This window comes from Luteimonas changyuni, assembly GCF_039548395.1.
GTDB lineage: Bacteria > Pseudomonadota > Gammaproteobacteria > Xanthomonadales > Xanthomonadaceae > Luteimonas.
The window spans coordinates 15869-31651 of sequence record NZ_JBCLUZ010000025.1; the positions used below are offsets into that span (position 1 = coordinate 15869).

11 protein-coding genes are annotated in these 15783 nt (G+C 68.7%); 2 read left to right on the forward strand and 9 right to left on the reverse strand.

What is annotated here, in order from left to right; genetic code table 11:
• Positions 1–144: 144 nt before the first annotated feature.
• The 9 genes from WCD84_RS09965 to WCD84_RS10005 form a co-directional block, all read right to left on the reverse strand.
• Positions 145–513: a hypothetical protein gene (locus WCD84_RS09965; RefSeq protein ID WP_343254096.1), complete on the reverse strand. Its 369-nt coding sequence runs from the start codon at positions 511–513 to the stop codon at positions 145–147.
• Positions 510–1073 carry a bactofilin family protein gene (locus tag WCD84_RS09970; protein WP_343281271.1) on the reverse strand — a complete coding sequence of 188 codons (564 nt, stop codon included), beginning with the start codon at positions 1071–1073 and terminating at the stop codon, positions 510–512. Before WCD84_RS09970 ends, WCD84_RS09965 begins: the two co-directional genes overlap by 4 nt.
• Positions 1074–1427: 354 nt before the next feature.
• On the reverse strand, positions 1428–3035 hold the full coding sequence (locus tag WCD84_RS09975; RefSeq protein ID WP_343281276.1) for a carboxyl transferase domain-containing protein: 1608 nt from the start codon (positions 3033–3035) through the stop codon (positions 1428–1430).
• Positions 3036–3125: 90 nt separating this feature from the next.
• Positions 3126–3518, reverse strand: coding sequence for a hypothetical protein (locus tag WCD84_RS09980; RefSeq protein WP_343254099.1), 393 nt, complete (start codon positions 3516–3518; stop codon positions 3126–3128).
• A gap of 124 nt (positions 3519–3642) precedes the next feature.
• Positions 3643–3984 (reverse strand): hypothetical protein, encoded by a 342-nt coding sequence (locus tag WCD84_RS09985; protein ID WP_343254100.1) that lies wholly within the window; start codon positions 3982–3984, stop codon positions 3643–3645.
• Between the two features lie 135 nt (positions 3985–4119).
• Entirely contained in the window at positions 4120–5295 is a 1176-nt protein-coding gene (locus tag WCD84_RS09990; RefSeq protein ID WP_343254101.1) for a thiolase family protein, read from the reverse strand.
• A 281-nt stretch (positions 5296–5576) separates the two neighbouring features.
• Complete coding sequence (locus WCD84_RS09995; protein ID WP_343281272.1) at positions 5577–6734, reverse strand: acyl-CoA dehydrogenase family protein; 1158 nt, start codon at positions 6732–6734, stop codon at positions 5577–5579.
• A 105-nt stretch (positions 6735–6839) separates the two neighbouring features.
• Complete coding sequence (locus WCD84_RS10000) at positions 6840–7943, reverse strand: Glu/Leu/Phe/Val dehydrogenase dimerization domain-containing protein (RefSeq protein WP_343254104.1); 1104 nt, start codon at positions 7941–7943, stop codon at positions 6840–6842.
• A 279-nt stretch (positions 7944–8222) separates the two neighbouring features.
• Entirely contained in the window at positions 8223–9824 is a 1602-nt protein-coding gene (locus WCD84_RS10005; RefSeq protein ID WP_343281273.1) for a phospholipase D family protein, read from the reverse strand.
• A 161-nt stretch (positions 9825–9985) separates the two neighbouring features.
• Here WCD84_RS10005 and WCD84_RS10010 point away from each other — a divergent pair, with 161 nt between their 5' ends.
• Together WCD84_RS10010 and WCD84_RS10015 are read left to right on the forward strand one after the other, a co-directional pair.
• Entirely contained in the window at positions 9986–12085 is a 2100-nt protein-coding gene (locus WCD84_RS10010; protein WP_343281274.1) for a C1 family peptidase, read from the forward strand.
• 114 nt (positions 12086–12199) lie between these two features.
• Positions 12200–15783, forward strand: a 3584-nt coding sequence (locus WCD84_RS10015; RefSeq protein ID WP_343281275.1) for a methylmalonyl-CoA mutase family protein, incomplete at its 3' end; no start/stop codon positions are given.

Here is a 15783-nt window from a genome sequence, read left to right on the forward strand (position 1 = left end):
AGGTGGCTGACAGGTTTTTCGCAGCTATAGCTGCTCCCACAGGTCATCGCCGGATCCCACAGGCCGTCGCCGGATGCCACAGGTCATCGCCGGATGCCACGGGTGGTCTCCTCTCCGGGTGCGGCCGAGGGGGCGGCGGCGTGCTCAGTGGCGGGAGGTCGGCTTTTTTGGCGTGCGGCGCATGTCGTTGGTGGGCATGAGTTCAACCGCCAGGGTGAAGGTGCGGGCGTCGCCCGGGTGGATGGCGCCAACGCCCACCACCTGGTGCGAGACTTCGGTGCCTTCGTCGTCGCGGATGGTCAGCACCACCGAATACTCCCAGGCGCCGCCCTCGGCGGGGTGGCGGATCTCGCCCTCCACCTGCAGCGCTCGGGTGACCTGGCTGGGCTCGGACTTGTCGTCGAAACGCAGGTAATGGCGACACGACGGGCAGACCGTCGCGCTCTCCAGGATCGTGGTCTTGCAGTGCGGGCAGGTGCGCGTGGCACCTGCCGCGCCGGGGCGTGCGCTCACTGGACCAGGTCGAGGCCGGCCTTGTCCTTCTGCGACTTGTCGTCCTTGCCCTTGCCCGGGGTGGCGCCGTCGTCCCAGCCGCACTCGACGTTGCCGCGGATGCGCGAGCCGGCGGCGACGGTCAGGGTGCCGGCGGAGATGTCGCCGATGACCACGGCGGAGGGCTGCAGCTCGACCCGGTCGGCGGATTCGATGTTGCCCTCGAGCTCGCCGGCCACGGTCACGCGCTTGGCGCGGACGCCACCGTTGAGGCGCGCGCCGCTGTCGATGGTGAGGTCGCCTTCGACGTTGACGTCGCCCTTGAACTTGCCGGCGATGCGGACGTGGCCGCTGCCGGAGATCTTGCCCTCGATGGTGAGATCGGAGGCGATGATCGATTCCCTGGCCTGCGGCGCGGCCGGCGTCTGCGCGGGACGGCTGGCGGCCTGCTGCTGGAAGGGAGTCTCGGCCGGCTGGAAATCGGCCACGGCGGGGTTCGGCTCGCGCGATGCGGGGGGAGCGTCCTTGCCGAAGGGCAGGGAGCTGTCTTTCTTGGCGGAGCCTTGCGGGAAGATGGCCATGGCGCGGTGTTTTCCTCGGGGGACGGTCGGGGGATCGGTGGATTCCGAACATAGCACGCGGATATCTTCACGCGCCTGTGACATGGCTCACCAATTCGAAGTCCGACAAGGACTTACGCTTGCCGCAAGCCACCCCCGCAGCTCCTCCTGCCTTCCCTCCTGCCTTTGTGGGAGCCGCTATAGCGGCGATCAGAGGAGGCGGATCTTTTTGCAGTGCTGGTCGCCATGGGGGAGGGCGCGATCGCAGCTATAGCTGCTCCTACAAAGGCGGGGCGGGGCGATCGCAGCTATAGCTGCTCCCACAAAGGCGGGGCGGGGCGATCGCAGCTGTAGCTGTTCCTGCAGGTGCGGGGGTTACATGCGGAATACGCCGAACCTGGCGGGCTCGATCGGGGCGTTCAGGGACGCGGAGACGGCCAGGCCCAGCACGCGCCGGGTGTCGGCCGGGTCGATGATGCCGTCGTCCCACAGCCGGGCGGTGGCGTACCACGGGCTGCCCTGGTGTTCGTACTGCTCGCGGATCGGGGCCTTGAAGGCGTCTTCGTCGCCTGCGCTCCAGTCGCCGCCGCGGGCTTCGATGCCGTCGCGCTTTACCGTGGCCAGCACGCTCGCGGCCTGCTCGCCGCCCATCACGCTGATGCGCGCGTTCGGCCACATCCACAGGAAGCGGGCGCCATAGGCCCGGCCGCACATGGCGTAGTTGCCGGCGCCGAAGCTGCCGCCGATGACCACGGTGAACTTCGGCACGCTGGAACACGCGACGGCGGTGACCATCTTCGCCCCGTCCTTGGCGATGCCGGCATTCTCGTACTTGCGGCCCACCATGAAGCCGGTGATGTTCTGCAGGAACACCAGCGGGATGCCGCGCTGGTTGCACAGCTCGATGAAGTGCGCGCCCTTCAGCGCGCTCTCGCCGAACAGGATCCCGTTGTTGGCGACGATGCCCACCGGGTAGCCGTGCAGGTGCGCGAAGCCGGTGACCAGGGTCTTGCCGTAGCGCGCCTTGAACTCCTGGAACTCGCTGCCGTCGACGATGCGCGCGATCACCTCGCGGATGTCGAACGGACGCCGCGTGTCCTTCGGCACGATGCCGTACAGCTCTTCGGCCGCGAACCGCGGCTCCACCACCGGGCGCGTCGCCACCGGCAGCACCTTGCGGCGGTTGAAGGTGCCGACGATGTCGCGCGCGATCTGCAGCGCGTGGCGGTCGTCCTCGGCGAAATGGTCGGCCACGCCGGAGACGGAGGTATGCACGTCGGCGCCGCCGAGCGATTCGGCGTCCACGACTTCACCGGTCGCCGCCTTCACCAGCGGCGGGCCGCCAAGAAAGATCGTGCCCTGGTCCTTGACGATGATGCTCTCGTCGCACATCGCGGGCACATAGGCGCCGCCGGCGGTGCAGCTGCCCATCACCACGGCGACCTGCGGGATGTTCTCCGCGCTCATCCGCGCCTGGTTGTAGAAGATGCGGCCGAAGTGCTCGCGGTCCGGGAACACCTCGTCCTGCAGCGGCAGGAAGGCGCCGCCGGAGTCGACCAGGTAGACGCAGGGGAGGTGGTTCTCGCGCGCCACTTCCTGCGCGCGCAGGTGTTTCTTCACCGTCATCGGGAAGTAGGTGCCGCCCTTGACCGTGGCGTCGTTGGCCACGACCACCACGTCCTGGCCCATGACCCGGCCGATGCCACAGACCATGCCGGCCGCGGGCGCGGCGTCGTCGTACATGCCTTCGGCGGCAAGCGGTGCGATCTCGAGGAAGGGCGAGCCCGGGTCGAGCAGGGCGGCGATGCGTTCGCGCGCCGGCAGCTTGCCGCGGGCGACGTGTTTCTGCAGCGCCTTCTCGCCACCGCCGTCAGCGGCACGCGCGAGGCGGCGGTCGAGTTCCGCGACCAGCGCGCGATGGTAGGCGACGGTGTCCTGGAACTCCTGCGAGCGCGGATCCAGGCTGGAATCGAGTACGGGCATGCGGTGGCCGGCGAACTGTGGGAAGCCGCCAAGCATACCGGGAGTGGCGACAGGCCCGCCGGAGCGGGCCTGTCGGATGCTGCGCGTCGATCAGTTGCGGACGTCGTCCGCGGCGTTGTCGGCGGCTTCGGACGCGTTGTCCAGGGCGTCTGCGGTCGCTTCGCGCGAAGCGGCCTCGGCCTCGGCTGCGGCAGCCCGCGCCTCTTCGGTCATGTTGCGCGCGGCGGCTTCGGCGTCGGCGGCGGCTTCATCGGCAGCGGCCTCGGCTTCCGCGGCGGCTTCGCCGGTCGCGGCGGCGGCTGCGTCCCAACCTTCGGAAGCGGCATCGCCGGCGGCGGATGCGGCGTCACGGGTGGCGTCACCGGCACGCTCCATGGCGGCTTCGGCCTCGCTGGCCTCCTGCTGCGCGGTGGCGGTGTCGTTCTGGCAAGCGGCCATGGCCAGCGTGCATGCGGCAACGAGAAGTGCGGTCTTCATCTTCATGATTGATAGGTTCCTTGTCATCGAAGGGACCGGCGTCTCAGCCGGCGGTGGATACGGAAAAGCCGCTGGAATCCAGCGGCTCTCCGGTCTTGCGTGGTGCCTTGGAGCAGTGGAGCAGCCGCTGTTACTGGCCGTCCGTGACCTCGTCGGCAGCTTCTTCGGTGGCTTCGGCAGCTTCGTCGGCGGCGTCGGCGGCGGCGCCGGCAACGTCGGCAGCGGCGTCGGCAGCCTCGCCGTCGACCGCAACAGCGGCGTCGGCAGCGGCGTCAGCGGCGGCGTCGGCAGCAGCGGCGGCGCTTTCGGCAGCGGCGTCGGCGGCAGTGGTACCGGCCAGCGCGGCGTCGGCGGCAGCCTGGTCAGCGGCCTCGGCGGCGTCGGCGGCGGCGTTGGCAGCCTGGTCAGTGTTCGAGCAGGCGGCCAGACCCAGGCCCAGCGTCAGCGCGATCAGCAGCTTGTTGATGCTCATTGATACATTCCTCGTCGTGAAATTGGTGAACGCACACAGGTGCGCCGGATAGCATGATGACAAGCCTCGAACGACTGTCAAGCGATAGTTTGAATCCGGACTTGTAAAGACCGCGTTAACGGCCGCCGCCGGGGTTCAGGCCAGCTCGACCGCGATCGCCGTGGCCTCGCCGCCGCCGATGCACAGCGATGCCACGCCGCGCTTTCCGCCGCGCGCCTTCAGGGCGTGCAGCAGGGTCACCACCAGGCGGGCGCCGCTGGCTCCGATCGGATGGCCCAGCGCGACCGCGCCGCCGTTGACGTTCAAGCGCTCGTGGGGAATGCCCAGCTCCTGCATCGGCGCCATGGCCACGACCGAAAAGGCTTCGTTGATCTCGAACAGGTCCACGTCCTCGATCTTCCAGCCGGCCTTGTCCAGTACGTTGGTGATCGCCTGGATGGGCGCGGTGGTGAACCACTCCGGGGCCTGGGCATGGGTGGCGTGGGCGACGATGCGCGCCAGCGGCTGCAGGCCGCGGCTCGCGGCTTCTTCGGCCGACATCAGCACGGTGGCGGCGGCGCCGTCGGAGATCTTCGACGACGAGGCCGCGGTCAGCACGCCCTCCTTGCCAAAGGCCGCGCGCAGGCTCGGAATCTTCTCCAGGTTGACCTTGCCCGGCTCTTCGTCGGTATCGGCCACCACCTCGCCCTTGCGGGTCTTGACCGTCACCGGGGCGATCTCGTCCTTGAACGTGCCGTCGGCGATCGCCTTCTGAGCGCGGCGCGCGCTCTCGGCCGAAAACGCGTCGACGGCCTCGCGCGAGAAGCCGAACTTGGCGCAGGTGGCATCGCCGAACACGCCCATGGCCTGGCCGTCGTCCGGGTTGGTCAGGCCGTCATGGGCCATGTGGTCGAGGAACTGCGCGGTGCCGTAGCGGATGCCGGTGCGCGAGCCGTTGAGCAGGTGCGGCGCGTTGGTCATCGACTCCATGCCGCCGGCCACGACCACCCTGGCCGAGCCGGCCTTGATGATGTCGGTGGCGAGCATGATCGCCTTCATGCCCGAGCCGCAGACCTTGTTGATGGTGGTGGCGCCGGCGGCGTCCGGGATCCCCGAGGCGCGCGACGCCTGGCGTGCGGGCGCCTGGCCGAGGCCTGCCGGCAGTACGCAGCCCATGATCACTTCATCGACCTGGTCGGCGGCCACGCCACCGTGGGCGAGCGCGCCTTCGATCGCAGCGGCGCCGAGGGTGGGGGTGGGGACGCCGGTGAACTGGCCAAGCATGGAACCGATGGCGGTGCGCTTGGCACCCACGATGACGACGTCGGTCATGGGAAGACTCCAGAGTGGATGTGTGCGGCCATTATCGCACTGCAGCATGCCACCGCCACCGGCCATTGGTCTGACCAGGCTCCGCCCTTGTGGAGGTCTTCCGGGCTGTCTTCGGAGCTGCCTTTGTGGGAGCGGCTATAGCCGCGAAGGCCGCCGCCGGGGTCTGCATTCGCGGCTATAGGCCGCTCCCACAAAGGCGGCTCCCACGAAAGTAGCTGCTTTCCCAGAGTCGCGGTGTCCGGAGTCGCAGCTATAGCTGCTCCTACAAAGACATAAGTCCCTCAGCCCCGGCCTTCGAAGAGTTCGCGGCCGATCAGCATGCGGCGGATCTCGTTGGTGCCGGCGCCGATCGCGTACAGCTTGGCGTCGCGCAGGATCCGCCCGGTCGGGTACTCGTTGATGTAGCCGTTGCCACCCAGCGCCTGGATGCCTTCCAGCGCCACCTGCACCGCGGCCTCGGACGCGTGCAGCAGGCAGCTGGCCGGGTCGATGCGCGAGCGGTGGCCGGCGTCGTAGTCGCGCGCCACCTGGTAGGCGTAGGCGCGCGATGACTGCAGCGCGGTGTACATGTCGGCGATCTTGGCCTGCATGATGCCGAAGGTGCCGATGGCGGCGTCGAACTGGCGGCGCTCGCGGACGTAGGGCAGGGCGGCATCCAGCGCGGCCTGCATCAGGCCGATCGGCCCGCCGCTCAGCACCAGGCGCTCGGTGTCCAGGCCGCTCATCAGCACCTTCACGCCCTGGTTGACCTCGCCCAGCACGTTTTCGGCCGGGATTTCGCAGTTCTCGAACACCAGCTCGCAGGTGTTGCTGCCGCGCATCCCGAGCTTGTCCAGCTTCTGCGCGGTGCTGAAGCCCTTCATGCCACGTTCGACGATGAACGCGGTCATCGAGCGGCTGCCTGCCTCCTTGCCCGCGGTGCGCATGTAGACGATCAGCACGTCGGCCTCGGGGCCGTTGGTGATCCACATCTTGTTGCCGTTGGCGACCCACGTGTCGCCACGTAGCTCGGCGCGGCAGGCCATCGAACCGACCACGTCGGAGCCCGCGCCCGGCTCGCTCATCGCCAGCGCGCCCTTCCATTCGCCGCTGCACAGCTTCGGCAGGTACTTCGCGCGCTGCGCGGCGCTGCCGTTGTGGTGCAGGTTGTTGACGCAGAGGTTGGAGTGCGCGCCGTAGCTCAGGCCGATCGAACCCGAGGCGCGCGAAATCTCTTCCATCGCCACCAGGTGGGCCAGGTAGCCCATTTCGCTGCCGCCGTATTCGCCGGGCACGGTCAGGCCGAGCAGGCCCATCTCGCCCAGCTTCGGCCACAGTTCCTGCGGGAAGGCGTTGTCGCGGTCCACGGCTTCGGCGATCGGGGCGATCTCGGCCGCGGCGAAGCGGCGGACGGCCTCGCGCAGTGCGTCGAGCTCTTCGCCCAGGGGGAAGGTGCGCATGTCGGTGACTCCATACAGTGCGACCGGCGCATCCTGCGCGCGGCCCGGTGTGCTGAAACAACGACGGGGCGCCAGGCCCCGTCGTCTTGTCGAAATCGCGGCTGCTTACGCGCCGCCGCGGATGCGGCCGTGGAAGCGCGGCGTGGTGCGGCCCATCGGCAGCTTGAGCTTGCCCATGACCTCGATGCGCTCTTCGGCCATGCGGTCGGCGGCCTTGTAGGTCGGGATGCCGTCGCGCTTGGCGATCTCGAAGATGCGCGACACGTTGTGGTAGATCGAACGCATCTGGCGCATGGCGCGCTCGCGGTTGTAGCCGGTCATCTCCAGCGCCACGTTCATCACGCCGCCGGCGTTGACCGCGTAGTCCGGCGCATACAGGATGCCGCGTTTCTCGACTTCGTCGCCGATCGCGTTGTTGGCCAGCTGGTTGTTGGCCGAGCCGCAGATGATCTTCGCCTTCAGGCGCGGCAGGGTCTCTTCGTTGACGGTGCCGCCCAGGGCGCAGGGCGAGTACACGTCGGCGTCGACGTCGTAGATCTCGTCCAGGCCCACGGCCTCGCAGCCGTATTCGTTCACGGCCTTGTCGACCAGCGCCTGGTTGATGTCGGTGACGAAGATCTTCGCGCCGCGCTCCTTGAGCAGCTTCACGTACTCCATGCCGACGTGGCCGAGGCCCTGCACGGCGTGGCTGTACTTGCCGACTTCCTCATCACCGAACTTCGCGTTCAGCGCGGCCATCAGGCCCTGCAGCGTGCCGTAGGCGGTGAACGGCGAGGGGTCGCCCGAACCGCCGTGCACCTGGTGCACGCCGGTCACGAACTCGGTCTCGCGGTACACGTATTCCATGTCGTTGACGTCGATGCCGACGTCCTCGGCGGTGATGTAGCGACCGCCCAGCGACTGCACGGCCTGGCCGAAGGCGCGGAACAGCGCTTCGGACTTGTCGGTGGCCGGGTTGCCGATGATGACGGCCTTGCCGCCGCCGATGTCGAGGCCGGCGACCGCGTTCTTGTAGGTCATGCCACGCGACAGGCGCAGCACGTCGTTGAGCGCCTCGGCCTCGCTCTTGTAGGGCCACATGCGGGTGCCGCCCAGCGCCGGCCCCAGCACGGTGTTGTGGATGGCGATGATGGCCTTCAGGCCCGCGTCCTTGTTGTGGCAGAACACGACCTGCTCGTGGCCGTAGGTATCGAGATGCTCAAAGATCATTCCGGACTCCGCAGCCGGCGCACGTCACCGCGCTGAGCGCGGCCGGCGGCCGGTGGTTTAGGTAAGTTGCTGATTTGTATCAGTCGCCAGGATCGCCCGACGTCACAAACGGCGTGCGACAGCCGCGGCATTCTACGCCGCTGCCCGGTCAATTGCCCGTGGTGGTGGATGCGGCAGCGCAACATTTCGCGGCCCGCGACCCGCCGTGAAACCTGTGGGAGCAGCTATAGCTGCGATCCGGACTGCGACCAGTCCCCAGTCGCGGCAGGGCGGCTACAGCTACAGCTGCGATTCGACGGGGAGCCAGCGGAAGACGAGGGCCTGCAGGCGTCGCCAGCGGCTGGCTTCGGGTTCGCTGTGCAGCAGGCGCGGCTCGGGTCCGGCGGCGTCCAGCCAGGCCAGGTCGCCGCCGCCGTCCAGGCCCACCTTCCAGCTCATGGCCGGCCCCGCCAGGTGCAGGTATTCCGCGCGCAGGTCGGCCGCCAGGCCGGCATCGTCGAAGAACACGCCCATCTCGGTATTCAGGTACGCCGAGCGCGGGTCGAGGTTGTAGGAGCCGATGAAGCCGTGGGTGTCGTCCACCAGGAAGGCCTTGGTGTGCAGGCTGGCGCCGCTGCTGCCGACGGGGCTGGCGCGCGGCCGCGCATCGGCGGTTTCGTCAGCCGCGTCGTGGCCCGCCGCGGACTCGGGGCGCAGCTCGTACAGGTGCACGCCGCCGGCGAGCAGCCGCTTGCGGTATTTCGCATAGCCGCCGTGCACGGCCACCACGTCGTTGGCGGCCAGCGAGTTGGTGATCACGCCCACGTGCGCGCCGTCCGCGGCCAGGCCGGTGAGCATGTCGGAGGTCCCGTCGCCCGGGACGAAGTAGGGCGACACCAGCAGCGCCGCACGCTCCGCGCCGCGCAGGCTGGCGTCGACGTGCTCCACCAGCCAGCCCGTGGTGTCGTCGTGGGCACGTTTCACCGGCGGGTCGGAGACGACGCGGATGCGATCGCTCCAGTGCGGCGACAGCGTCTCGTCAAGGTAGGCACGCACGTTCGGCGAGTTGTCCACCCGCTGCAGGTAGCGCTGCGCCGCCGGCGTGCGCGCCTCGCCGCCGATGGCCCCGGCCACGGCGCGGATGTCGTCCATGCCCAGGTGTCCGAGGTCGGACAGCGGCACCACGGCCTCGCTGTTCCAGAACGCGTCGAAGATCGCGCTTGCACTCGCCACCTCCGGGCCGAACAGCAGCAGGTCGAGGTCGTGGAAGTTGCTGCTTTCCGACGCGCTGAAATACTCCAGCCCGACGTTGCGCCCGCCCACGATCGCCACCCGGCCGTCGGCGATCCAGGCCTTGTTGTGCATGCGGTGGTTGAGGCTGAAGCCGCGCTGCAGCATTTCCAGCAGCCGCGCGATGCCGCTGCGGTTGCGGAAGGGGTTGTACAGGCGCACCTCGATGTTCGGATGCCCGTCGAACACCAGCAGCGGCATGTCCTTGCCGCCGGCGTTGATGTCGTCGAGCAGCAGGCGCACACGCACCCCGCGCTCCGCCGCCTGCCAGGCCTCGCGCGCGAGCAGGCGGCCGGTGAGGTCGTCGTGCCAGATGTAGTACTGCAGGTCCAGGCTGCGGCCGGCCTGCCGCGCCGACATCGCGCGCGCGGCGAAAGCGTCGATGCCGTCGACCAGGGTCAGCGCCCCGGTCTTGCCGGGGTTGCGCGCCAGCAGCGGCACGAGTTCGCGGTCGAGCTCGGTGTGGTCCGCGGCCACGGGCAGGGTGTACGAGGGCTCGCCCGTGTTGGGCGGCGTCAGGTGGTCGGCCAGCAGCAGGCCGCTGCCGACCAGCACCAGCAGCGAGAACGCCCCCCAGAGCGCGATGCGCCGTGCCCGTGTGATCACCGCCACCCCCATCTCCCGAATTGCCGCACTTTAGTGCTTTTTGCAGGAGCAGCTATAGCTGCGATTCCCAGGGCCCCGGCGCGGCCCGGGCTTGCGGGACACCGGGGTCGCAGCTATAGCTGCTCCTACCAGGGGGTTGGCTGAGGTAGACGAGGGAGAGTCCCGGCATGGCCGTGTCCACACCCGCTGTACCGCCCGCGATCGCGGGCTTCAACACCGGCACCCGCCGGCTCTTCGACGCCCGGCCCGATACTGCCGACTTCCGCGACCGCATGTTCGAGCCCACCCTGGTCGACGTGCCCACGCTGTCACCGCTGGAGCACTTCCTCGAACAGGGCGTGCCCGTGCTCGACCAGGGCGACGACGGTGCCTGCACCGCCTTCGGCCTGGCCACCGTCGCCCACGCGCTGCTGCGCCGGCGGCGCCCGGACGCCGACCCCGGCATCGTCAGCACCCGCATGCTCTACGACATGGCCCGCCGCTACGACGAGTGGGAAGGCGAGGGCTATTCCGGCTCCAGCTGCCGCGGCGCGATGAAGGCCTGGCACCGCCACGGCGTCTGCGCCGATGAACTCTGGCCGTGGACGCCCGGCCTGCACGTCGAGTCCTATACCGACGAACGCGCGCGCGATGCCCTGCGCAATCCGCTCGGCGCCTATGCCCGCGTGAACCACCGCGACCTGGTCGCCATGCACGCCGCCTTCGCCGAAACCGGCGTGCTCTACGCCTCGGCCGCCGTGCACGAAGGCTGGCACGCACCGCCCGACAGCGGCCGCATCGCCTGGGCGCGGCAGCCGATCGTCGGCTGGCACGCCTTCGCCGTGGTCGGCTACGACCGCAACGGCTTCTGGATCCAGAATTCCTGGGGCACACGCTGGGGCCGCGGCGGCCATGGCCACGTCAGCTACGACGAATGGCTGGAACGCGGCAGCGATGTCTGGGTCGCGCGCCTGGCGGTGCCGGTGGAGTTCGATCGCGCCAGCTCGGTGGCGGTCAGCAACTCGCCGCTGGGCCGGCAGTCGGTCGGCTATTCGCAGGCCGACCTGCGCCCGCACATCGTCAGCCTGGGCAACAACGGCGCGCTGCGCTGCGAGGGCCGCTTCGCCTGCACCCAGGACGACGTCCGCAACATCGTGCGCCGCGACATGCGCGCGGCCACCGCCGGCTGGAAGAAGAAGCGCGTGCTGCTGTACGCGCACGGCGGCCTGGTGCCGGAGGAGGCCGCCATCCAGCGCGTGGCCGAGTACCGCGAGGCCATGCTGCGCGAGGAGATCTACCCGCTGTGCTTCGTCTGGAAGACCGACCTTTGGAGCACGCTCGGCAACATCCTGAAGGATGCCGCGCGTCCACGCAGCGAAGGCCTGTTCGACAAGGCCCGCGACCTCCTGCTCGACCGCCTCGACGACACCATCGAACCCCTGGCCCGCGCCATCGGCGGCAAGCTGATGTGGGACGAGATGAAGGAGAACGCGCTGCTCGCCACCACCGCCGTGCGCCTGCAGGCCGGCGGCGGCACCATCGAACACGGCGGCGCCGCGCAGGTCGCGCGCCTGCTGGATGAGTGGCGGCGCGAGGATCCCTCGGTCGAGATCCACATCGCCGCGCACAGCGCAGGCAGCATCCTGATGGCGCCGCTGGTGCAGCTGTTCACGCGCCCCGGCCAGGTCATCGGCGGGCCCGCGCGCGGCATGCTCGGCATGGGCGGGCGGCTGGCCAGCCTGACCCTGTGGGCGCCGGCGGTCGACATGGACACCTTCATCCAGGCCTATGTCCCGGCGATCAGTTCCCGCCAGGTCGCGCGCGCCGCATTGTTCACCCTCACCGACAGCGCCGAGCGCGACGACCACTGCCTGCGCATCTACAACAAGTCGCTGCTGTACCTGGTGGCGCGCGCGTTCGAGAAGCAGCCGCGCAGCTGGATCGACAACCGCCTGCGCCAGGGCACCCCGATCGCCGGCATGGCGCGCTTCATCGCGGCGGCCACGCCCGCCGACCAGGCCTGGGGCCACGAGCGTGTGCGCGAGCTGATCACCCGCGGGCGGCTGGCGTGGGTGCAGGCGCCGAACGACAGGCCGCTGGGCGATGCCGGGGCGTCACGGGCAACCACGCATGGGGGCTTCGATGATGATCCGGCGACGGTGCAGGCCTTGATCGCGTTCATCCTCGGGCATGCGGCGGTGGATGCGGAGGTGGACGTGAAGCGGACGGCAGGGGCGATGGAGAGCCATCGCGGTCGGGTGTTGGAGGGGTTGGCGGAGCTGGATTAGCAGGCGAGGCGGGGTCGGGATCGCGGCTATAGCTGCTCCACAAGGCGGCGGGTACAGGGGTGCGGCCGGGCGACGCTACAATCGCGGAATCCGATCCAAGCAGTCGAGTGCAGCATGAGCACCCCCGCCAGCCAAGCCCATCCCGCCACTGCCGCTGCGAGCGCCGAGTCCCGGCCGCCGCTGCGCTTCGTCACCGCCGCCAGCCTGTTCGACGGCCATGACGCCGCGATCAACATCATGCGGCGCCTGATCCAGGCGCAGGGCGCGGAGGTGATCCACCTCGGCCACAACCGCTCGGTGGAAGACGTGGTGCGCGCGGCGCTGCAGGAAGACGCCGACGGCATCGCCCTGTCCAGCTACCAGGGCGGCCACGTCGAGTACATGAAGTACATGGTCGACATGCTGCGCGAGCGCGATGCCGGCCATATCCGCGTGGTCGGCGGCGGCGGCGGCACGATCACCCCGGAGGAGATCCGCGAGCTCGAGGCCTACGGTGTCGAGCGCATCTACCACCCCAACGACGGCATGAAGCTGGGCCTGGTGGAGATGATCGAGGACGTGGTGGCGCGCGTGTCCGGCGCCCGCGATGCCCGCGCGGCGGAAGCGGCCCCGGTCGCCACCACCCGCCCGGCGCTGGAGGACGAGATCGCCATCGGCCGCGTGCTGAGCGCGCTGGAAGACGGCGTGCACTCCGAATCCGAGCTGGCCCTGCTGCGCAAGCAGTGGGCCTCGGTCGGCAAGGCGGCGCCCGTGATCGGCATCACCGGCACCGGCGGCGCGGGCAAAAGCTCGGTGACCGACGAACTCCTGAACCGCTTCCTCGCCCACTTCCCGCAGATGCGCATCGCCGTGGTCTCGGTGGACCCGACCCGCCGCCGCACCGGCGGCGCGCTGCTGGGCGACCGCATCCGCATGAACTCGCTGCGCTCGCACCGCGTGTACATGCGTTCCATGGCCACGCGCCGCCAGAATGTCGCGACCAATGCCGTGCTGAAGGACTGCATCGGCTTCCTCAAGGGCCTGGGCTACGACCTGGTGATCGTGGAGACCGCCGGCATCGGCCAGTCGGACTCCGAGATCGTGGATCTCGTCGACTTCCCGATGTACGTCATGACCAGCGACTACGGCGCGGCCAGCCAGCTCGAGAAGATCGACATGATCGACTACGCCGAGCTGATCGTGCTCAACAAGTACGACAAGCGCGGCGCCGAAGACGCCCTGCGTGACATCCGCAAGCAGTGGAAGCGCAACCGCGTCGCGTTCCAGACGGCCGACGAAGACGTGCCGGTGTATCCGACGATCGCCAGCCAGTTCAACGACCCCGGCGTGAGCTGGATGTTCGCCAACCTGTGCCGACTGCTGCGCGAAAAAGTCCTCGGCGAAGCGACTGTGGGGGCGGCTATAGCCGCGAAGCCTGCAGGAGCAGGTGCGCGCTGCGACTTCAATCCCAGCGTCGACACCAGCCTGCGCGAACCCCGCGCCACCGTCCTCATCCCCGGCGCCCGCATCCGCTACCTGGCCGAGATCGCCGAGCAGGGCAGGGCGATCAACGCGAGCATCGAAAAGCAGGCCGAAGCCGCCGACCGCGCCCAGTCCTTCTGGCAGTCCCTGCACGAGCTCGGCGACGACAAGCTCCCCAAGGCCCTGGACCTCTACAGCGGCGACGACCTGGTGGGTGAGGGGGACCGCACTCTCCTGACCCTGCGCCAGCGCTACAACGACGCCGTGCAGTCGCTGACCAGCGAAAACCTCCGTAACCTCCGCGACTGGCCCGCGCGCCTCAAGTCCATCACCGACGAAGTCACCGAATACCAGGTCCGCAACAAGTCCATCCGCGTCGAGAACTACCGCGAATCCCTCAGCCACCAGCCGATCCCGAAAATCGCCGCCCCCACCTACAAGAGCTGGGGCGAGCTGCTGGTGTTCCTGGGCAAGGAGAATCTGCCGGGCAGCTACCCCTACACCGGCGGCGTGTACCCCTACCGCCGCACCGGCGAGGACCCGATCCGCATGTTCGCCGGCGAGGGCACGCCCGAGCGCACCAACCGCCGCTTCCATTACCTCTCGGTCGGCCAGCCCGCCGCACGCCTGTCCACCGCCTTCGACAGCGTCACCCTGTACGGCGAGGACCCCGCGCCGCGCCCGGACATCTACGGCAAGATCGGCAACTCCGGCGTCAACATCCCGACGCTGGACGACATGAAGAAGCTGTACTCCGGCTTCGACCTGTGCGCGCCCACCACCAGCGTCTCGATGACGATCAACGGCCCCGCGCCGATGATCCTGGCGATGTTCATGAACTGCGCCATCGACCAGCAGGTGGAGAAGTACCTCAAGGCCGACGACGCCCGCTGGGCCGACGCGCAGCAGAAGATCGACGACTTCTTCGAAGGTCGCGAGCGCCCGAAGTACTACGGCGAGCTGCCGCCCACCAACGACGGCCTGGGCCTGGCCTTCCTCGGCATGACCGGCGACCAGCTGGTGGACGCCGACACCTACGCCCGCATCAAGGCCGAGACGCTGGCCACCGTGCGCGGCACCGTGCAGGCCGACATCCTGAAAGAGGACCAGGCGCAGAACACCTGCATCTTCAGCACCGAATTCGCCCTGCGCATGATGGGCGACATCCAGCAGTACTTCGTCGACCAGAAGGTCCGCAACTTCTACTCGGTGTCGATCTCCGGCTATCACATCGCCGAAGCCGGCGCGAACCCGATCAGCCAGCTGGCCTTTACGCTCAGCAACGGCTTCACCATCGTCGAGTACTACCTGGCGCGCGGCATGAAGATCGACGACTTCGCGCCCAACCTGTCGTTCTTCTTCTCCAACGGCATGGACCCCGAGTACACCGTCATCGGCCGCGTGGCCCGCCGCATCTGGGCGCGCGCCATGCGCGAGCGCTACGGCGCCAACGACCGCAGCCAGATGATGAAGTACCACATCCAGACCAGCGGCCGGAGCCTGCACGCGCAGGAGATCCAGTTCAACGACATCCGCACCACCCTGCAGGCCCTGTACGCCCTGTTCGACAACGCCAACAGCCTGCACACCAACGCCTACGACGAAGCCATCACCACGCCCACCGAAGAAAGCGTGCGCCGCGCCGTGGCCATCCAGATGATCATCAACAAGGAGTTGGGGCTCAACTTCATCGAGAACCCCTGGCAGGGCAGCTTTGCCGTCGACTACCTGACCGGCATGGTGGAAGAGGCCGTGTACAAGGAGTTCGAAGCCATCAGCGAGCGCGGCGGTGTGCTGGGTGCCATGGACACCATGTACCAGCGCGGCAAAATCCAGGAAGAGAGCCTGTACTACGAGCACAAGAAGCACGACGGCAGCCTGCCGCTGGTGGGCGTGAACACGTTCCTGCCGAAGGAGCACGCTGGCGAGATCGCCACCGAGATCGAACTGATCCGCAGCACGGAAGAAGAGAAGGGCCAGCAGATCGCCAACGTGGAGCTGTGGCAGCAGGAGCGCAACGCCCTGGCGCCGGTGGGCGAGACGTCACACGCGCATCAGGCGGCGGCGGATGAAGAGCCGGAGATGGTGCATGACGGCCATGGCCTCGCGTACCTTCAGAACACGGCGCGGGAGAGGCGCAATGTGTTCGAGGCGCTGATGGAGGCGGTGAAGACGCATAGCCTGGGGCAGATCAGCCATGCGCTTTATGATGTGGGTGGGGAGTATCGGCGGAATAT